At 51.3% G+C, this 20052-nt stretch carries 17 protein-coding genes and 1 pseudogene; 3 read left to right on the plus strand and 15 right to left on the minus strand.

Going from position 1 to position 20052, the window contains the following annotated elements; translation table 11 throughout:
• Positions 1–27: 27 nt before the first annotated feature.
• On the minus strand, positions 28–936 hold the full coding sequence (locus DXC51_RS15665; protein ID WP_117544887.1) for an NAD(P)/FAD-dependent oxidoreductase: 909 nt from the start codon (positions 934–936) through the stop codon (positions 28–30).
• Between the two features lie 138 nt (positions 937–1074).
• Here DXC51_RS15665 and ymfI point away from each other — a divergent pair, with 138 nt between their 5' ends.
• On the plus strand, positions 1075–1794 hold the full coding sequence (gene ymfI, locus DXC51_RS15670; RefSeq protein ID WP_117544888.1) for an elongation factor P 5-aminopentanone reductase: 720 nt from the start codon (positions 1075–1077) through the stop codon (positions 1792–1794).
• A gap of 15 nt (positions 1795–1809) precedes the next feature.
• On the opposite strand, the gene DXC51_RS15675 is transcribed toward ymfI, so the two are convergent.
• Together DXC51_RS15675 and DXC51_RS15680 are read right to left on the minus strand one after the other, a co-directional pair.
• Positions 1810–3231, minus strand: coding sequence for an MFS transporter (locus DXC51_RS15675; protein WP_044915665.1), 1422 nt, complete (start codon positions 3229–3231; stop codon positions 1810–1812).
• The gene (locus DXC51_RS15680) at positions 3228–4274 is read right to left on the minus strand and encodes a mannonate dehydratase (protein WP_117544889.1); all 1047 of its coding nucleotides are present in this window, start codon (positions 4272–4274) and stop codon (positions 3228–3230) included. Before DXC51_RS15680 ends, DXC51_RS15675 begins: the two co-directional genes overlap by 4 nt.
• A gap of 36 nt (positions 4275–4310) precedes the next feature.
• Here DXC51_RS15680 and DXC51_RS30285 point away from each other — a divergent pair, with 36 nt between their 5' ends.
• Positions 4311–4445 (plus strand): hypothetical protein, encoded by a 135-nt coding sequence (locus tag DXC51_RS30285; protein ID WP_021639450.1) that lies wholly within the window; start codon positions 4311–4313, stop codon positions 4443–4445.
• Positions 4446–4530: 85 nt separating this feature from the next.
• Here DXC51_RS30285 and DXC51_RS15685 read toward each other — a convergent pair whose 3' ends face one another.
• Positions 4531–5001, minus strand: a complete 471-nt coding sequence (locus tag DXC51_RS15685; RefSeq protein WP_025490294.1) for a GNAT family N-acetyltransferase — start codon at positions 4999–5001, stop codon at positions 4531–4533.
• 119 nt (positions 5002–5120) lie between these two features.
• Between DXC51_RS15685 and DXC51_RS15690 the strand changes: the two genes are divergently transcribed.
• On the plus strand, positions 5121–6092 hold the full coding sequence (locus DXC51_RS15690) for a phosphotransferase (RefSeq protein WP_117544890.1): 972 nt from the start codon (positions 5121–5123) through the stop codon (positions 6090–6092).
• Here the strand turns inward: DXC51_RS15690 and DXC51_RS15695 are convergent.
• From DXC51_RS15695 to DXC51_RS15745, 11 genes and pseudogenes are all read right to left on the minus strand, one after another.
• On the minus strand, positions 6079–6795 hold the full coding sequence (locus DXC51_RS15695; protein ID WP_117544891.1) for a hypothetical protein: 717 nt from the start codon (positions 6793–6795) through the stop codon (positions 6079–6081). The two genes, DXC51_RS15690 and DXC51_RS15695, sit on opposite strands and share 14 nt — an antisense overlap.
• 31 nt (positions 6796–6826) lie before the next feature.
• Positions 6827–8176: an MATE family efflux transporter gene (locus DXC51_RS15700; RefSeq protein ID WP_117531245.1), complete on the minus strand. Its 1350-nt coding sequence runs from the start codon at positions 8174–8176 to the stop codon at positions 6827–6829.
• A gap of 403 nt (positions 8177–8579) precedes the next feature.
• Positions 8580–10190 carry a sensor domain-containing diguanylate cyclase gene (locus DXC51_RS15705; RefSeq protein ID WP_117544892.1) on the minus strand — a complete coding sequence of 537 codons (1611 nt, stop codon included), beginning with the start codon at positions 10188–10190 and terminating at the stop codon, positions 8580–8582.
• A gap of 107 nt (positions 10191–10297) precedes the next feature.
• A complete protein-coding gene (locus DXC51_RS15710) occupies positions 10298–11239 on the minus strand; it encodes an AraC family transcriptional regulator (RefSeq protein WP_117544893.1) in 942 nt (313 codons plus the stop codon).
• A 367-nt stretch (positions 11240–11606) separates the two neighbouring features.
• Entirely contained in the window at positions 11607–11819 is a 213-nt protein-coding gene (locus DXC51_RS15715) for a cold-shock protein (protein ID WP_025490286.1), read from the minus strand.
• 354 nt (positions 11820–12173) lie between these two features.
• Positions 12174–12683 carry a CarD family transcriptional regulator gene (locus DXC51_RS15720; RefSeq protein WP_021635753.1) on the minus strand — a complete coding sequence of 170 codons (510 nt, stop codon included), beginning with the start codon at positions 12681–12683 and terminating at the stop codon, positions 12174–12176.
• A 163-nt stretch (positions 12684–12846) separates the two neighbouring features.
• Positions 12847–15525, minus strand: a complete 2679-nt coding sequence (locus tag DXC51_RS15725; protein ID WP_117544894.1) for an ABC transporter permease — start codon at positions 15523–15525, stop codon at positions 12847–12849.
• A gap of 164 nt (positions 15526–15689) precedes the next feature.
• A pseudogene (locus DXC51_RS15730) lies at positions 15690–16361 on the minus strand (ABC transporter ATP-binding protein); the annotation flags it as partial.
• A 141-nt stretch (positions 16362–16502) separates the two neighbouring features.
• On the minus strand, positions 16503–17708 hold the full coding sequence (locus tag DXC51_RS15735) for a sensor histidine kinase (protein ID WP_181970119.1): 1206 nt from the start codon (positions 17706–17708) through the stop codon (positions 16503–16505).
• Positions 17701–18480 (minus strand): response regulator transcription factor, encoded by a 780-nt coding sequence (locus DXC51_RS15740; protein WP_117544896.1) that lies wholly within the window; start codon positions 18478–18480, stop codon positions 17701–17703. The genes DXC51_RS15735 and DXC51_RS15740 overlap by 8 nt, the downstream gene beginning before the upstream one ends.
• Before the next feature lie 84 nt (positions 18481–18564).
• Complete coding sequence (locus DXC51_RS15745) at positions 18565–19887, minus strand: DUF2812 domain-containing protein (protein WP_181970120.1); 1323 nt, start codon at positions 19885–19887, stop codon at positions 18565–18567.
• Positions 19888–20052: the final 165 nt, after the last annotated feature.

The following is a 20052-nucleotide window of genomic DNA, read 5'->3' on the forward strand; positions in this document are numbered from 1 at the left end:
GGTACTGAACAGTTACCAATTACAATATTACTGCAGGAAATATTCCTGTACGCCCTCCACCGCATTGGCCCCGTCCGCCACGGCGGTTACAATCTGGCGCAGCTTCTTGGTACGGATATCGCCTGCGGCAAATACGCCGGGCATACTGGTTGTGCAGTCCTCGCCCGCGATAAGGTAGCCTTTTTCATCTGATGCAATGTTGGAGATAAAGCTTTCGGAATTGGGTTTAATGCCAACTGCGATAAAAACGCCCTGAAGAGGAAGTTCCCGCCGCTCTCCGCTCGGTTTATGCAGCATGGTAAGAGAGCTTACCTGGCCGTCGCCGTTGATGCTTTCCACTACACTGTCCCAGCAAACCTCCACATTGGGCAGCGCCAGCATGGTATTCTGCAGCGACTGTGCCGCCCTGAGACTGTCCCTGCGGTGAATCAGATATACCTTTTCACAGGCTCTGGCCAGGAAAATGGCATCCTCAACCGCCACGTCTCCGCCGCCTATCACCGCTACCGTCTTACCCCGGAAAAAAGCGCCGTCACAGGTGGCGCAGTAGGAAACGCCCATTCCGCTCAGTTCCTCTTCTCCGGGCACGCCCAGATGGCTGTGGGAAGCGCCGGAGGCTATAATAACCGCCCTGGCCTCAAAATCCCCTTCCGCTGTTTTCACCAGCTTGCAATCCTCGGAATCCTCCACGCCAAGCACATCCGCTTCCATGAATTCCGCCTGCATTTTTTCCGCATGCTCCCTGAACTTCATCCCCATGTCAAAACCGTTGATTCCGGGCAGCCCCAGATAATTGTCCACCTCATAGGTGTTGAGCACCTGACCTCCGCTCATGGGATTTTTCTCTATTACCAACGTGGAAAATCCGGCTCTTCTTCCGTATACCGCAGCACTCAGCCCCGCAGGACCGGAACCGATAATTATCAAATCATGCATAATCACTACCCCTTTACCATTCTTTATTGTAAGCTTATCCAGCCGTTGTTTCCATTATACCGGTTTCGGCCGCAGCTTTCAACCTTCCTCAGGATATGTTACAATAGGAAGACACCAAGTTCATAAAAGGAGAACCCTATGAGAAAGAAAGCATTAATTACCGGAGCCTCCCGCGGGATCGGGGAAGCTATAGCCAAAGAGCTGGCCAGGCAGGGCTTTGATCTTACGCTGACCTGCCTGAATTCACTGGATCGGTTGAAGGAGCTTGCCGGAGGCCTGGAAAAAAAATACGGCATTTCCTGTCACATTTTCCAGGGCGATATGGGCGATCCGGAGACTGTGGATCGGTTGTTTGACGGACTGAACCGCCTGGATGTACTGATTAATAATGCGGGCATCTCTCACATCGGACTTCTTTCCGATATGTCCGTTTCCCAGTGGAAACGTGTTATGTCAACCAATCTTGACAGCTGTTTTTATACCTGCCGAAGGGCAATTCCGCTGATGGTGCACGCCAAGCAGGGACGAATCATTAATATTTCATCGGTATGGGGGCAGGCGGGCGCTTCCATGGAAGCCGCCTATTCCGCTTCAAAGGGTGGGGTCAACAGTCTTACAAAGGCGCTGGCAAAAGAACTTGCTCCCAGCAATATCCAGGTCAATGCCATTGCCTGCGGGGTAATCGATACCGATATGAACCGCTGCTTTGCCCCTGAAGAAATGGCCTCTCTCATCGAAGAAATTCCGGCAGACAGAATCGGAAGGCCGGAGGAGGTGGCCGCCCTGGCTGGCCAGCTTATAACGGCGCCCGCTTATATGACCGGGCAAATCATCACCATTGACGGGGGATGGATCTGAAAGACAGCGCCCCTTTCAGGAGCGCTGTTCCATTTCTCTTTTCTTTTTTAATATGGCGGCATTTTCCTCCACCTTTTTTCTGCTCAATGGATAGGCAAAGGCAAGAATAGCTGCCACGCCCAGGAAACAGACTGCGGGGATCAGGTTGACTGTGGCATAAATGCCTTCCACCACCCTGGCGTTCTGCACCGTAGCCAGCTCATCGTAGCCAATGGCCTGCAGCGCAGCGCCGCCCAGCCCTCCGGCCAGCGCCTGTCCTATTTTACGGGCAAAGGAATAGACAGAATACACCGTACCGTCATCCCTGCTTCCGGTCCTTACCTCATGATCATCAATCACATCCGTAATATTCGCCCAAATCACCATATTGAACAGGTTCACTCCCAGAAATCCGATGACAGAGAGAATCATATACAGCCATGCGCTGGTAATGTGCATGAAATACAGAATCAGGTAGGCCACGCCGGAAAAACAGGTGGCCGCCGCAGACACTTCTTTTTTCCCGAAGCGTTTGGAAAGGGGGACGGTAACGCCTGCAATGGCCAGCGACACCACGGTGGAAACCAGGCTGAACGCGGAAAGCACTTTGGTATTCCGGAAATAATCCAGATACAGATACTGGTTCATGGACTGGATTAAAAGCTGGCTCAGCAGAAGGCCGATGGCTGCCCCGATAATCGCCAGAAGGGCCCTGCTGGAAAAAACAGTACGGAAGGTTCTTGCCAGCGTTGCATTTTCCCGGTTCCCCATCCTGTCCATACGCACCCGCTCCGTAGTGCAGCGGTAGCAGATAAAATAGCAGACAATGGCAAGCAGGGAAAACAGGCCTGCCACTGCTGTAAAACGCGGACCGCTTACGATCTGATTTCCCGCAGCGTCCGTCGTATAAATAAGAAGAGGCGCCCCCACCCCGATGACCAGCCCTGCCAGCGTCGCGCCGATACCGCGGAACGTGGACAGCGAGGTTCGCTGATCCGGATCTGAGGTGACAGCGGACGCCATGGAGCCGTAGGGAATGTTTATCGACGTATAAAAAATGCTTCCCCACAAAAGATAGGTTACGTACATATAAATCATTTTTACCGGCATGGAGGCGCCTGCAAGGCCGGACTGGTACATAAGGAAGCTTGCCAGCGCCACCGGCGCGCTCATCCTGCGCAGCCAGGGCTTAAATTTCCCATCCCGGCCGGTACGGCTCATATCCACAATGCGGCCCATGGTGATATCCGTCACCGCATCCACGCATCTTGCCACCAGAAAAAGGGTACCCACGGCAAGGCCGCTGATTCCCAATACCTTTGTATAAAATACCATGAGAAAAGAGCTGGCAAATATAAACGTAAAATCGTTTCCAAAGTCTCCGAACATGTAGCCTATTTTATCCCGCATGCCGAAGGGCCTTATATTTCCGGCGTTTTGTTCTGTTTTATCATTCATCGTTTTTTCCATTCCTTTTCTAACGTTTCCCAGATTCCCATGAGATATACGGCGCCCAGCGCTCTGTCATAAAGGCCATAGCCGGGTTTTCCGGTTTCACCCCAGATCATTCTTCCGTGATCCGGCCTCATATAGCCCTCAAATCCGGTTTCATAATAGGCCTTCATGATTTCCACCATATCCAGGGAGCCGCAGAAGGAAGGATGGGCGCTTTCTTCAAAGGAGCTGTCCTCCAGTATTTTGACATTCCTCATATGGGCAAAATGTATTCTTCCCATCTTTCCGTATTTGCGAACCAGATGCGGGATATCGTTGCAGGCGGCGCAGCCCAGGCTGCCGCTGCAAAGGCTGAGGCCATGGTGGGGATCATCATAAAGCGAAAGGAAACGGTCAATGGCAGCCTCGTCCGTGATAATTCTGGGAATTCCGAAAATGGGCCACGGCGGATCATCCGGGTGAAGGCCCATATTCACATTGCATTCTATGGCGACCGGAATGATTTCCTGGATAAAATACTTCAGATTTTCCCAAAGGCCTTCAATGCCCTGAAGCTGATATTCCCGGATCAGCTCTTCGATCTCTTCCGGAAAATAGGAAGCATCCCAACCGGGCAGGGACATCTTTGCCGGATCCATCCTGTCCACATCCTCTTTATAGTAAACAAGGGCATTGGAACCGTCCGGCAGCGGCTGATCCAGGCGGGATCTCGTCCAGTCAAAAACCGGCATGAAATTATAGCAGATGCATCGGATTCCCTCTGCTGCCAGCCTGCGGATATTTTCCTTATAATTCTCTATATATTCCTGGTATTTTCCCCGGCGCAGCTTGATGTCCTCATGCACCGGAACGCTTTCAATCACTTCCAGCGCAAGGCCGGAACGGCTGACTTTTTCTTTCAGTTCCCTGATGGCCTCAACGGGCCAGACTTTACCTACGGGAATGTTATATATGGCTGATACGATGCCGGTGACGCCTGGGATCTGTCTGATTTGCCCCAGGGTTACCGGATCGTTATCCCCATACCATCGGAAGGTCATTTTCATGGATCGGCTCCTTTCATTAGGGAGGGTTAAATTAAGATGGGCATGATTATGGCAGGGAAGGATTACAGGGCCGGGGCACCGCGCCGGGAGCCGGCGGAATGGACGGCTGTGGGTGCGGTGCCTCGGATTGTATCATTTGCTATTGATTTTAGTTTTGCCAGGGATTTTTGATTTTATGAATGAAAATTGAGAAATTAAGCAGATCAGCGAAGACGGTACAGAACATATTTTAATTCAGGCTATCGCATAATATTTTTTACAAACCGGAGTTTTTCATACACAGAAAAGTAACCGGCTTCCCAAAAGAACTGGCCTTCTGTTCTCCATAAACCTTAAATCCGGCCCGTTCATAGGTCTTTATTGCGCGTTGATTGGAATCCAAGACACGCAATACCACCGGGCCGTCAGGAAAACAGAAATGACGGCGGCCATGGGCAATTGCCTGTTTTACGAATTCCAGCCCCTTTCCTTTTCCGGTTTCCTCAGGGCATAAGCCAAGGCCGATTTCCATGACCTTTTCTTCATTTTCTTCATGGAAGGAAAATTCATAGAAGCCGAGCAATCGGTCGTTTTCATCAATTACTGCGAACCAGTAAGGAAGGTTTTCCATGACTTCTTCCAGGCATTCATCGTAATGCGCCCTTGGAATATTGTAAAATTCATAGGGCTCCGGGTAACTCCAGTCCAGATAGCGGACGGCATATTCTTCTGTCATTGGCACAATCATTTTTTTCTCCTGTCTGCCCGTTCCATTAACCGTTTTTAGCGCCGGTTGAAGTGGAAAGGCGGTATGATTTGTGGTACGCTGAAAGCAGCGTAATTACTTCAGGGGGGATATGGTTCTGTATGGACGAGAAAATTATTGCCGACATCAAAGCAGGCTTTGGCATGGTTATATCTAATATTACCACAGTTAACGGAGGCTGGCTGAACCAATTATGGAGGGCGTCAGCCGGAGACCGTGAGCTTCTGGTAAAAAAATACAGCAGGGAACGGTTCAGCAGGGAGAAATTAAACAGGATTGAGTCCGCGCTGCAACGGCAGGCAATGCTGGAGGCGTACGGCGTGGCCTGCCCCCATGTATACCGGTGTGGGCAGAAAATCATACGGTTCCTGGACGACGGTACAGCTTATATGGTGATGTCTTTTTGCCAGGGGAAAAACGAGAATGCGCAGACAATCAACACCGCGCAGATGAAAAGCCTCGGAAGCGCCTGCGGGTACCTGCATAAGGCTTTTTCCAGGCTCACCGGGAGCGTTGAAAAGAGCTTTCCGGCGTTCGGCGGTTATACTATGGATTCGCTATGCCAGACCCTGCGCAGGCAAACCAGGCAGCTTACCTGTGATATGCCGGCGGCCTACCGCAGGGCGCTGCTTTCGTGCGAAGCCATTGTAAAGCAGCTTCCGCCGGATTTTTTTGACAGGCTGCCCAGAGGGATTGCACATGAGGATTTTACGCCGGACAATCTTTTGTTTCATGAGACAGGCGTGGAGGCGGTCATTGATTTTGACCGGAACTGCTACAGCTATCCCTGGCATGATGTGGGCAGGGCGATCCTGTCCTTCGCTTTGGAGGATGGGCAGCTGAATTATGAGAAAATCCGTGCCTTTGTGGATGGATATGCACTGCATATGCCCCTTTCCCTGGCAGACGTCGGGGATGCCCTGCGCCTTTCCTGGTGCATTGAGGTTCCGTGGTGGATACAGCCTGACTGCTTTACCCCATCCCTGACCGGAAAGGCAGTGGATTTCAGGGAGCAGATATTATGGCTTACCACCCATTGGGAGGAGCTTTCTTTTCCTGCTAATGCGGTGTAAACGCTTTCCTTTCCACCAGATGCAGCGAGCGTTGGGCCTCTTTTCCAAAAATGTCGTCTCTGACCGCATATCCCTCAAGGATCCGCACGGCCTCCGGTACAGGGAAGGCGGAAAGGCAGAGCAGCACCTTCCATACAATGATCTCACTGCCGCTGTGGGAATGCAGGAGGTGAAGAATCCGTTCCGCATTTTCCCCGGTCGCCAGGGCCGGATGGTAAAAAGCCATGAAGCCCGCCGCATCCAGCGCTTCCGATATCTGCTGTTCACTGCCTGTATTAAACAGCTGCAGAAGAAGGGGGAAAAACGCCGTATCCATTCTTGCAAGGGAACGGGCAATCAGGTCACGGGGAAGGGGAAAGGATTTTTTAGCGGACACCTTATCCGGCAGGGCCTTATACTGGTTATTTCCTATCCGTCCCAGCCAGGGAAGCATTTTTTCCGCGGTTTCTTCCGTGCCCTTTTCCAGAGTTTCACAAATGGCCAGTCTTGTATACAGGCACTTTTCCTGCGCCAGCTGTTCCAGCAGCAGGACGGCGGCAGCCTTACTTTTCGGATCCATACAGCGGGCGGCGGCGGTCCGACGGCAGGGATCCGGGCTGCGCAGCTCCTCCACAAGCTGCTCCCACGGCAGGGACGCACAGGCGGCAATTTCCTCCGGTGAAGCCATTCCTCTGTTTTTCAATTGGGACCGTGTACTTTTCATGTGCTGTTCTCCTTTGGCTTACCGTCGATTTTCAGGAAGGGATGGAACCCACATTTTTATGGTAGATTACGGCAAAAATCACAGCCGCTGCAATTGCGGTGAGGAACTCGGCTACCGGAAAAGCGGTCCAGATGCCCGTGACCCCGGCGATTTGGATGCCCAGCCAGGCGGCGGGCACGATCAGGGCCAGATACCGCAGCAGGGAGATAAGGAAGGAGGCAAAGCCCTTTCCCAAAGCCTCAAGCGCGCCGGAGCAAATCACGCTCACACCGGATACCACAAAGCCCAGGCTGATAATCCGCAAAGCGGCAGAGCCTTCCCGTACGGTAACAACATCCGCCGTAAACAGCTTCATTATGATTCCCGGAGCCAGGAGGAACAGCAGCATTCCCGCCGCCATGATCACCAGAATCATCACGCTGCATATCTGTATAATCCGTCTCATCCGCTTCTTTTCCCCGGCGCCGTAATTATAGCTGAGTATGGGACGCATCCCCTGGACAATTCCGTTGGCAGGCAGATAAATAAAGGACTGGAGCTTAAAATAAACGCCCAGAATCAAAATATATACCGGGGAAAAAGCAGCCGCAAAACCGTTCAGTACGGTTATCAGCAGTGACGGAAGCCCCATGGTCAGGGAACAGGGCACGCCTACGGTATACAGCTTACCGCAGATTTCACCCGTAAGCTTCATATTCCGCCGTCCCAGGGACAGTCCCATATCCTTGCAGAAATACCAGATCAGATACAAAATCAGGGTTACCACCTGGCCGATAACCGTAGCAATGGCCGCCCCCTTTACCTCCAGACGCGGGATGGGCCCAAGCCCGAAAATAAAAACCGGATCCAGAATGATATTGGTAATACAGCCTGCCGCCATACAAACCATGGGGACCAGCATGTTCCCCACCGCCTGATATATTTTTTCAAAGGCAATCTGAACGGTAATCACCATGGAAAAGCTGAGGACAATATAAGCATATTCCATTCCCCAGTCCAGGATTCTGGCATCTGAAGTAAACAGAGGCAGAAAATACGGAATGCACAAAAATCCGCCCACAGACAAAAGCGCGCCGTGCAGCAGGCTGAGAAGCAGCCCCTGTGCCGCCGACCTGTCGGCGTTCTCTTTCTCTCCCGCCCCCAGGAAAAAAGCCACCGCCGCATTGATGCCCACGCCGAACCCGACGCTGATGGATACTACCAGCGTCTGAAGCGGATAAACAAGAGAAACCGCCGTCAGCGCATCCTCCCCGATTCTGGCCACAAACATACTGTCAATAATATTATAAAGGGAATTGATCAGCATGGACAGCATCATCGGCAGGGACATGGACAATACCAACGGAAAAATAGGTTTTGTTTTCATAAAATCCTGATTCATTAATTAACATACTCCTTCCGCGGCCGCATCTTTTTTGGCCGCATCTGTCTTTCATCATTTATTTCCGCGTGCAACGAACCAGGCGCCATGCCTGCATGGGCATTTAGCGGCTGCCGCGAGGGCCGGATGCCCCGTTGCCTGCGGCGGGATATTTGCCTATCCTCCGGCAGGGCCGCCGCAAATCCGTCAGGAATGCGCCGCAGAAAAAAAAGACCATAAATCTCACTGTTTGGAATCAGAAACAGGAAAATTTATAGTCTCTTACCGGACACCTTATCTTATCAGAAAAAATCTCCCACCGCAATGGGTTAATCCATAAATACCCTATAACCATGGCGTGAACTGTTACAACACCGCACTTTATCCGGCCGGCAGGAGAATCTTAACCTCTGACCGCTGTTTTTCAGCCGTTATACGCAAAGCCTCCGTTATGGGTTTCCTTGGCGCTGTACAGCGCAGTATCCGCAGCTTTGGCCAGCGCCGCATAGGAATCCCCCCTTTTGGCAACCACCGCTCCTGCTGAAATCGTAATGGAAGGCATATTCCGCCTCTTTGCCTCTTTGGCAATGGAATGGTTAATATCCCCGATAATTCCTCTGGCAACCGTATAATCAGCGGTATTGGACACAAAAATTGCAAATTCATCGCCATGCAGACGGGAAGCAAGATCGACGGTACGGATACGGCCGATAATCATCTGGGCTGTGAGCTTAATCACCTCATCCCCCATACTATGGCCATACCGATCATTGATATGCTTAAAATGATCACCGTCAATCATAATCAAAATCCCACGTTCCTCATCCTCCATCTGCTCCAGACAGCTCTCCATCTGGGAACGGAAGGATTTGAAATTCATGAGGCCCGTAAGGTCATCGATGGCCGCCGCCTTCTGTGCGGCGTTCAAAGCAAGCTCCAGGCGTTTCTGTGTCTGCCCCAGTTCAATATATGCGCTCTTCAGTTCACGGTTCTTCATTTCCCTGCCGATCCGGCTGAATACATAAATCAGCAGCAGCTCCAGCAGGAGAAGGGGAACAAGCCAGTATCCCAGCGTAGACGTCAGCATGGACAACACCGGAACCAGCACCAGGAAATGATAATCCCCCGCCCCCAGCAGCAGTCCGTAATACCTGCCTCCGTTAAGCGGAACACAGACCGTCTCCGATTCCGCCCCGGCCAGCCTGTCGAATTCGGGCTGAAAGCCCTGACGGAAGCTGCAGAAGACTTCCGCCGCCCTGAGCTGCTCCTCCGCTTTGGAATACTGTTCCCCATCGGCCGGATCCGCTGCCTCAAGCTCCGCCCTGGCCGCCTCCACCGCGCCGCTGACCGCGTCCATGGACGCTAACAGGCTGCCTCCCAGGTAATCCTCCTTTGTGCTGCCGATTACCGTCCCGTTTTTATCATAAATAAGTATCTCTTCCTTCTTGTATTCCTCCATGGAGGATACCAGACGCTGAATGTCACCCATCTTAATATCATATGCAAAAACAGTCTCGCCGTCCGGCTGAAGCTGAGACAGCGTAGTCAGTATGTAATGATTGGCATAGCTCATATACGGCGGCGTAAATACGATTTCACCTGCGCCTGCCGCCGCGTCCTTGTACCACGGCCGCTCCGTAGCCACATATCCTGTCTCCTCATACTGGGAATACGGCGTATCCCAGCTGTAAAGATAACGCCCCTGATAATACATATACAATCCGTCAAAGGTATCCCCTTCAATTTCCAGCATAGTGGAATCAATCCCCTTCAGGAAATCCCAGATACTGTCCGGGTCAGGGCTGCTCTTAATCTCATTGTGCATCATCTCCACAAACAGCCTGAAAGAATGCCTGTAATTCTCCATAACCGATTCAAACTGTGCAGCCGTGTCCTCCGCCCGCTGCTGCATCCGCCTATTTATAACAGCCGCTTCCCTCACGCCGATAATAATAACCGCAGCCAGGTTCACTGCCAGAAAAACAGCGACGGCGCCGTACAGTTTCCTGCCCCGGCTTTTCTTTAGTTGTTCCATGTAAATCCCCCTCAAGCAACCCGCTATTCATTACATACTTCTATATTTTTAATAATAAGTCTGCATTCATTTATTCTAGCACGTTTATTTGTATAAGTCTATATCGTTTAATGTTTTTCCGGTTTTCCTGCCGCCCTTCTGTATTCCTTCGGCGTCATGCCGAATTCCTTCCTGAACAACTTATTAAAATAAGAAATATTATGGAATCCGTTTTCCAACGCCGCCTCCATCACCGGCTGATCTGACTGTGCCAGCGCAGCAGCAGCCCGTGACAGCCTGTAATGATTGATATACTCCACACAGGTCATCCCCACAAACCGTTTGAAAAAGCTCATAAAATGTGCCTGGCTGAAATGGCACACCTCCGCCAGTTCTTCAATGGTCAGCGTTTCCGTGTAGTGCTCCTGGATGAATCCCAACACAGCCTTAAGCTTCCGCTCCAGCTCCGAATCACTGGCCGAGCTTTCATTCTTCACCACATATCCATACTGATACAGAAGCCGGAAAAACCGGAACAGCTGCTCCTTCATAAAAAGCTCGATCCCCTCCCGCCTTCTCACTTCCCCGCCAGCCTCCTGGCAGCCAGCAAAACGCGTATAATTCTTATCCTCCAGGCATGTCAGCATCTCCTTTATACACCCAAGCAGCGCCTCATGCCCCGGCTCCCCCTCTTTAACCACGGGAACGAACCGGTACTTCCCCTTTTGAAGCGGACTGATATACTTAATCGTACACGCGTCCGGCGTCTGATATCCCAGCATATCCAGATGAAAAACCAGACTCTCCGAAATCATCTCCTCCCCCCTGAGCGCATGCGCCGAATGAAGCGTATGCGGGGAAATCAACAAAATATCCCCCTTTACCACCCGAAAGGTCTCAAAATTTATATCATAATCAATCTCCCCGTCCGCGATCCACGCCACCTCCGCCTCATCATGCCAATGCAGGGACAAATCCTGATAAGAGAACGGCACAAAACACCGATACCGCTGAATCGGCATCAACACATCCCCATGAGAAGCCTTTTCCTTAAAATCCGTAATTCCCATATCCTTCCTCCCAAGCCATCCTTTCTTTTCCCTCCCATTATAATCTCCCCCTCTTCCCCCAGTCAACGCCCATGAGACACCATTCCACGCCTGCACCATAAAGCAGCATTTCCCGCTTTCCCGGCTGCAGTAGCTGAATTCCGGTAAAGCTTCTTTATGAACAGACAGTTTTGATACCGGAGTACGGGCCTCCTTATGATATCGGGAGTATGAAAAAAAGAATTTTGGTTCCGAATATCAAAAAAAGGCTGCCGCCTTCACGATTTATCAATCGTTAATGCGACAACCCTCTTGACTCGATATAAATATTCTAATGGTCGGACCAGAAAACGTGGTACAATGGACGATAGAATACTTCTTATTTCTCTTATGCTGCGCAGACGTTAACTGCTCTCAGTTTTCTGCTGTCTCTCGGGTCAGATTCCATATCGAAGGTAACCTTCTGTCCTTCGTTAAGGCTCTTGTAGCCTTCGGAAACGATGGAAGAATAGTGAACGAACACATCCTCACCGTTTGCGTCATTTGTGATAAATCCATATCCTTTTTCTGCGTTGAACCATTTTACTGTACCGTTATTCATTTTCAGTACCTCCATTATAATATTTATACCAATTCAAACCAGCCGAAGCCTTCTGTCCCGCATAATGCGTTTCCAAAAACTATTTTACTGTTAAAAAAACTGACCCATACAGAAAGTCATTAAGAAAAAAGGAATGACTCACAGTACAGGCCAGATCTAAATTCAAATTGATTACTTAGTCATACTAACACGTATATAAAAATATGTCAAACACTTTTTTAAATTTTGATATATTTTTGTGTTTACTTTATTTTACAAAAAAATATGCCGTCCGACAAATTCCCGTTTCTTCCACAGGTACATCCGGACCTGGCGGCAAGGCCTGGTACCATCTGCCTATCCTTCATCTGACTGTCAGCCTTCTTTATCTTGTGTAAATACTGCCTCAACCACCGACTTCCTGGCGCTTTCCACCGTGACATTGAACACAACGGCCAGCTCGGAAATCAGCATCTTTTCCGCTCTCTGCAGATCCTTTTCATCAGAACAGTTCAGCTTTTTCCCGCCCTGTTTCTTTTTTTCCTGCTCCAGCAGTATGGCCTTCATCAGTTCCAGATACTGGCTGACTTCACAGGATTTCAGAATCTGCCTGTTTTTCTTTTCCCGTTCCTTGTTGTTCGTATCATATTCCGCATCGATCCCGGAAAGCTTTTCCAGATAGCTTCTGGCCTCTGCCTTGGAGATAACAGGTCTCATATATACTTTGTCGTTGTTAATCTTGACGTATATCATGCTGCTGTCATCCCAGACAGACTTCATTGTGTAATACTCCTCCTGCCCTTTGACAAAATCGGGTTTTCCAATGGAAACTATCCTGTACACACCGCCGTTTTCATGCACCACTACATCATTTACCTTATACATTTTACACCTTTTCCTTTACAACTGAAAAAGCTGCAACGGGAACACAGGCAGGTTACCGATGCAGCAGTTATATAGTTATTATATCACACTTTTGCAGAAAAAGCACTCTTTCTTTATTTTCCAAATTCCGTTAATAATTCCGCCAATATTTCAGTTTTTATTGCTATACAGTCTCGTCCCGCACAGCATCTGCTATGGTTTCTTTCCGCATGCCCAGAAACGCCAACAGATAGGCTGCGCCCACCGAAGCCATCACAAGCCCTGCATTCAGAAGGATTTTTCCGTATGGCAGAACAGGAAGGCAGCTCTTCCAGGATAAATCCGTCACCCCAAGCAGGTAAATAATAATAACCAAAAGTACCGGCAGGCCGGTAAGTACGGGAGCGGCCGCTGTCCGAAGCCCTTCCAGAAGCAGCATTTTCCTTAACTGCGCTTCGTCCATTCCCGCGGAACGCAGGACGGCAAATTCCCGCCTTCGCTGCTGCAGGGATACGCTCGCCGCGGAAAGGGCATTGAAAATCCCTATCAGGGAAAGAAGCACCCCTGTCAGGTTTACCACAGCCTCCATCGCCCTGCCCGAGACCTCGTTTTCCTGCCGCTCTTCCTCCCTGCTTCGGATTGTAAAATCCTCTTCCGCCAGATAGCGGCTGCTGATTTCCCTTATTTTTTCCGTAACCGCAATGTCCTTTTCCACAGAGGTAAGCCCCACGCCGCAGATTTGATAATAGCTTTCCGCTGTCTCCGGGCGGAACCCGGCCACGATTTCCCGATAGGTTTCTATGGGCACGTAAAGCTGGATGCTGTAGTCCGAATTGTATTCATCCAGCACAGGCCTTTTATCCGCCCGATCCCCAATCTCCACCCGGAAGCTGTAATCCGTTTCGTCCGAATCACGCAGCTTTTCTTCCAAAGTCAGCACATCTCCCGCCTCCAGGGAAAGCATCCTGTACTCTTCCTGCTCTTTTTCCGAATTATTGGCAATCCCGGGATAGCGTGATACGTTGCCCACCAGAATGGCTCTGGGAACCTCCGTGTTATTATATGCCTCCGGATCACTCCCCAGCGCACGGCAGTAGTCGTCAAAAAAGGAAGCCTCCAGCCCCAGGATATCCGCCCGTATCCGGTATCTGCCATCCCTTTCCAGAACGCTGTAATGATCCGGATCCACGTCGGCGAAACCGCCGTTTGCCGCAAATTCTTCCGTTTCCATGGACGGCTCCGCCCAGTAGGACACTCTGGTGCGGTAAAACCAGGTTCCCTCCTCAAGTCCCGGCAGGGAAAAAATCTCTTGAAGCATTTCCGGTTCCGGCTCCGAAGCCATCTGCCAGCGCATTAAAATATTGTAATGCCTGGCCGCCGCATTGCGTTCGGTCACCAGATTATTCAGCGTAAGCAGACAGAAAAATCCCGATACCAGTACAAAGCACATGGTCAGCGCCGCCAGCCCTGCACGGAAGGAGCGCCGGTTCGCTTTCCTGGAGGCTTGGGCCATCACACCTTCCACGCCGAACAGCCCCAGACGGGCGCGGCTTTTGCGGCGCTTCAGCCAGCACTTCTTCCCTCCCGCCGCATCCTCCTGCATCCGTATGGCATCCACCGGTGAAAGCTCAGCCATCTTTTTCGCAGGCAGTGAAGCGGATACCAGTACGGTAAGAAAGGAAACAAACGCCGCGGTCAGGGCAATTCCCCAGGAAAAACGAAGCGTGAACGGAAAATAAATAAGGTCTCCCAGAATTCCGGTATAAATGCGTACCATGAGGGCTGTAAAAAGCTGCCCCAGGCCGATTCCCGCAGCAATGGGAAGCAGTGACACCCCGATCCCTTCCAGCAGCACGGACGCCCGGATCTGTCCCGGCGTCGCCCCTACAGACCGGAACATGCCAAGCTGCCTGATTCTTGATCTGGCCGACATGGCGAAGGCGCTGTGTATAATGAGCACAAAGGCGGCCGCCGCCAGCAGTACAAGCGTGGCATAAAAGAAAAGATTCGCGTAATTTGACAAATACCCCGGTGAAAAATTCTCCATGGGCGGAAATACGCCGCCCAACGCCAGAAGCCTGCTGTGATAGCGGAAATGGTTTTCATAATTCCCATATTCATTTTTCTCAAATCCCAGCTGTTCCATCAGAGGCGGCATTACCTTATAGGTATCCCGGATATTTTTCATGGTAACATAAACCACCAGTTCATCCGTATCGTTAAGCGCTTCGTGTTCCAGGAAGCCCATGGCATAATAGCCCGGCGTGGTGGTGGGCGTGGTCATATCCAGCTTTCCCACAACGGTAAGCGTCACTTTTTCCTCCGGCAGGAACTGTTCTCCTTCCATCCTTGCCCCGGCATCCCACAGTTCTCCGCCTGCCATGCGGTGCCCCGCTGTCAGCGTGAAGCTGTCTCCCAGCCGGAAGCCGGGATTATTGTCAAAAAAAGATTTGGATACGACGATCTCACCGGGCTTTTCCGGCGCCCTGCCCTCCGTGATTGCGTTTTTTTCTCCCATCAGTGACCAGTAGTTCTCATCCGCATCCCGGAGGAGCAGGTAGGGAAGCCGGCTTTCCTCCGGCAGCTGTACAGACATGAATGGCCCTTTAATCATTATCTTATCGATTTGCAGATTATTCTCAATAATCTCCAGCCCCTCTTTGGTAAGCTGCCCGCCCACCTCCGCATGCCAGCCGCCGCTTTCATATCGCTCAATGTCAGCCTGCCAGGCGATGTTGTTATAAAATATACTGCAGAGGGAAAACAGCAGGGTGGATGCAATGAGAACTGCCGCCATGGATGCAAAGGTGGTCTTTTTGTTGTTTTTCAGGTTCCGGAATGTGTATTGCAGAAGGACCTTCATAATGCGTTTCCCCCTTCCGCAGACCTGCCGGGAGCATTTTTCCGATCGGAGACGGTTTTTCCATTGGAAGCGTTTTTTCCATCGGGGACGGCTTTTCCATCGGAAACGGCTTTTCCATCAGGGATATTTTTGTTATCGGAACAGCTTTTCGGGCCGGGGCTATTCTTCCCCTGGGATACAATTTTTCCATCTTCAATCAGGATAATCCGATCCGCCTCCAGCGCGATTTTCTCATCGTGGGTAATCAGGACCACCGTCTGATGATAGCGTTTGTTGGACAGCTTCAGAAGCGCCATGATTTCTCCCGAATTCTTCCGGTCAAGGTTTCCGGTGGGTTCATCCGCCAGAAGCACGGCGGGCCGGTAAATCAACGCCCTGCCGATGGCGGCACGCTGCTGCTGGCCGCCGGACAGCTGCGCGGGCAGATGGTGAAGGCGGTCGGTAAGCCCCAGCGTATCCGCAAGCTCACGGAAGCTTTCCTCATCCGGCTTCTGCCCGTCCAGCAGTACCGGCAGCAAAATATTCTGCCGCACATCCAGGGTTGGTATCAGGTTGTAAAACTGGTAGATCAATCCCACCTTACGCCTCCTGAACACTGAAAGCTGTTTTTCCGACAAGGTGGAAATATCCGTATCTTCTATTTTAATCGTTCCTGAGGTAGGGCGGTCCACACCGCCCAGCATGTGAAGAAGCGTGGACTTACCGGAGCCGGACGCTCCCACCACCGCCACAAACTCTCCCTTCTCCACCGCCAGATCCACACCATCCAGCGCTGTTACCGTTGTCTGTCCCATTTTATAGGTTTTCGTCACCTTTTCACACTGCAGAATGTTCATAATCTCCTCCTTTTCGCAGATAACTGTCCTTTTTTCCTGTCTGCTTCCGCATTGTAAAGGAGCTGTGTGACAATCCGGTGACAAATCCGTATTTTCCTGCCGGGAACCGCAAAACGGATAGGAATGCATCATGTTCTCATTTTACAAATCCCGGGCGGGGTTTCCACCGTCGCTGTAAAAATCAATGACAAATCTGGCGCCGCCGTTTTTCCTGTTTTCCGCACGAATTTCCCCGTTCTGGCTTTCAATCAGGGATTTTGCCATGGACAGCCCCACGCCCACATTTTCCCGGCCAGACTTGCGCCCCTGGTAAAAACGTTCAAAGATCCTTTTGCATTCTTCCGGACTAAGTCCCGGCCCTTCATCCTCTATTTCAATGCGGGTATAAATAAAATTCTGCTGTGCACGGATAAAAATACATCCTCCCTCCGGCGAATGCTCGCTGCAGTTTTTCAGGATATTAGCCAGGGCTTCCGCCGTCCAGCCCAGATCGCAGGAAAGCTGCAGCCCCTCTGCGCCTTCCATGAGTATTTTCTGTTTCCTGTGATCCGCCAGAGAACGCACCGATTCTGCCGCACTGGTCAAAAGCTCCTGCAAATCCACCGTTTTTTTCTCAAGCACAAGCACGCCCGCGTCCAGCCGCGACAGGGTGAGCAGGGCGGAAACCAGTCCCCTGATATGCTCTGTCTGTTGTTCCATCCTCTCAAGCAGCTGTCTTCCTTCTTCCCTCTCCACCTGCTCCTCCAAAAGCTCCTGAAGCAGGGAAATGCTGGTGAGCGGCGTTTTCAGCTGATGGGAAATATCCGTCAGGTTTTCCGAAAGCTTCTGTCTGCCTTCCGCCGCTTCCTCCCTGCTTTCCCGCAGTTTTATCACGGTCTTATAAATCTCATCCTGCAGACGGGAATATTCATCCTCTGCGGAACTGATTCCCATATCGTATTCTCCGCGGTTGATTCGTGCCAGGTAACCGGAAAGTTCTCCGACCCGCCGCTCTCTCCTCTTTTTATCCCACCAGTAACAGAAAAAACCGGCAGCACCAAGCAGAAGGAAGCATAAAGAAAGGCGGACGGCCAGGCCGGCAAAATCATGAAATACAAACAGGCCGGCTTCATATCCATAACGTTTCAGAAGTCCGGCTCCCGCCGCTTCCTGTTCCGGCAGCCCGCTTTTAAGGGCCTGCATCATTTTTCCTGCGCTTTCAGGCGCTGCCGACATCAGCAGAGACGCCCTGGTATAAAAAGCGGCCTCACTCCGTCGGATCGCCCAAAGGCAGATCCCGGAGCAGGCCAGCATACAACCGCCCATCCACACAATCAGGGCGGAAATTCCCGTACTTTTCCTATTCATTTTCATCCCTCCTGCTTATCGCAGGCTTGCCTGCGGTACTGCGCCAGTCAGTCGTTTGAAAGGGACTTTCAAACCTGTCCTCCGCTTTATAGCCAATCCCTCTCACCGTCCGTATGATTCGCTGCGGATCCCCGCCCAGCTTTTCCCGGAGCCTTTTGATCAGCACCGTAAGCGTGTTGCTGTTGACAAAATCTCCGTCGATATCCCACAGACGTTCCAGAAGGAGGGTGCGCGTCAGCGTCCTGTTTTTATTCTCCAGCAATATTTCCAGAAGACGGTACTCCCCTGCGGTAAGCACCGTTTCCTTCCCGCCCACGCTCACCAGGGTTCTTTTTTTATCCAGAACCACGTCCCCGCATGTCAGAAGCTGTGTTCCCTCCCGGCCGGGCTCTTCTTCCTTTTCCCCGGCTCTGCGCAGGGCGGCCCGGATTCTGGAAAGCAGAATGCCCAGTTTAAACGGCTTTGTCACATAATCATCCGCCCCGGCATCCAGTCCTTTTATGATATCCGCCTCATCGTCCCTGGCAGTCAGTATAATGACGGGCGGGCCGCCTGCTTCCCTGAAGGCCTTCAGAAGCGTCAGCCCTTCGCCGTCTGGAAGTCCCAGATCAAGCAGGATGAGATCCGTCGGATTTTGGATAAAGCGTTTTGCCTCCTCCAGGCTTCCTGCGGCGCTTACCTCATAACCGTTTCTGCCAAGCGCAGAACGCAGCGCAAATAATATGGTTTCATCATCTTCCACTATGAGTATCCGGCTCAATTTCTGTTCCATCCTTTTTATCAGTTTATCTCCGCGCCCGGCTCCGCTTCTGCCGGCTGGCCGGATGCTTCAGCCCCCTTCAGCAGGCAGGCCTGCTCAGCCTCCTCCCAGCGTCTCCACCGCCTGTTCGAACTCCGGCAAATGGTCCGTCAGCATTTCATCACCGATATAATAAGCAAAGATTACCTGGTTTCCTTTTCTGGCAAAAAGATAATGCAGCCCCCTGTCATGGATGACCAGTTCGTCAAAATAGCTGCTTTCCACCTTTTCCGGCACCCAGCCTTTATACCAGTGCATATAGTATCTTCCCAGCTCCTTTAAAAAAGCGCTGGCCAGCTTTGGCGTAAGCGTCTGATAGTACTCCAGCTTCAGCGTGCTTTCCCTGCTGTTTCCCCCTTCCTTCCATTTCCCGTACTGCATCACCTCCGCCTGCACAGGCGCAAGGAGGGAACCTGTTACGAGGGAATAGCTGTCCTGATTCTTTCCCTTATAAGTATATACCCGGTATTCCAGTTCTTCATTCTGCTGGATTTTATTCAATGGAATGAGGGCGGGCGACAGCGTTTTCCAGGCAGGATGTTTTTTTAAAAAGGATGCTGTCCGGAAATCCCCTTCCTTCCAGCCGTCTTCTTCATATGCCGCGGCATTTCCCGTTAGCACCATTTTTTTCCGGCTCACCGCCGCATTGATTCCGCCCAACAGCCCGAATACCGTACAGACTGCAAAAAACGTCAGCATAACCCGGTATAATATGTCGGCTGCATTTGCCCGTCCTGCCGTAATTGTCCCGGTTTCTTTGTTATCCTGGGCTTTTATTTCCCCGCCGCCCCGCAGTTCTTTCTTAAACCTGATTTCCATTTCCCGCAGCAGCCGCTGCACCAGCCTGGCCTCCTGCCAGCTGCCAGCCTGTGACAGGCCGCACAATCCCATCCCCAGAAAAACCACCCAGCAGTATCCCTTCACCGCCAGTAAAAGCATTCCATACCCCATCAGATAACTGGAAGCCACCAGCCAGATCAACCAGAAAATAAAGGGGGTAAAAAGTCCCCAGGCGCTTCCCTTCAGCTTCCTCAAAAGCTTCTCATAAATACTTTGCCCCTTCAGCTCCTGAATCCGTTCGCACTGCCCCCTGCTGCCGCGCAGCACAAGAACCATCCGCCTCAGCTGCGTTACATATTCCCAGCCGAATTTTTTATATTCTCCGCCCTGCTCCGCCGGTCCCTTCATATCATCCGGGTCCATGGGGACAAGCATATACGCAGCCTCCTCCGGCTCCCCTTTTATAAAAACAGCCCATTTTCTTCCAAGAGACTGAAGAAACAGCCCCTCTGCCGCCTTTTCCTCAAGCCATCCTTCGGCCTTTTCCGGCAGGTAAAAATCTTCCGGTAATCTGAAACGAACCTTTTGCTTTTTATCCATTTTTACCTCCTGCACATCACAGGCCTGCCCGCGATACTGCATTATTCTGCAGTTTTAACAGAACCTTCAAACCTGTCTACTGCCTTCTGTGACCCTTTTTATTATACTCTCTTACCTGTTATCGGAACAAGCCGGAGGGAATATCCTTTTCTTATTTTTTTATTA

The sequence above is a fragment of the Eisenbergiella massiliensis genome (assembly GCF_003435485.1).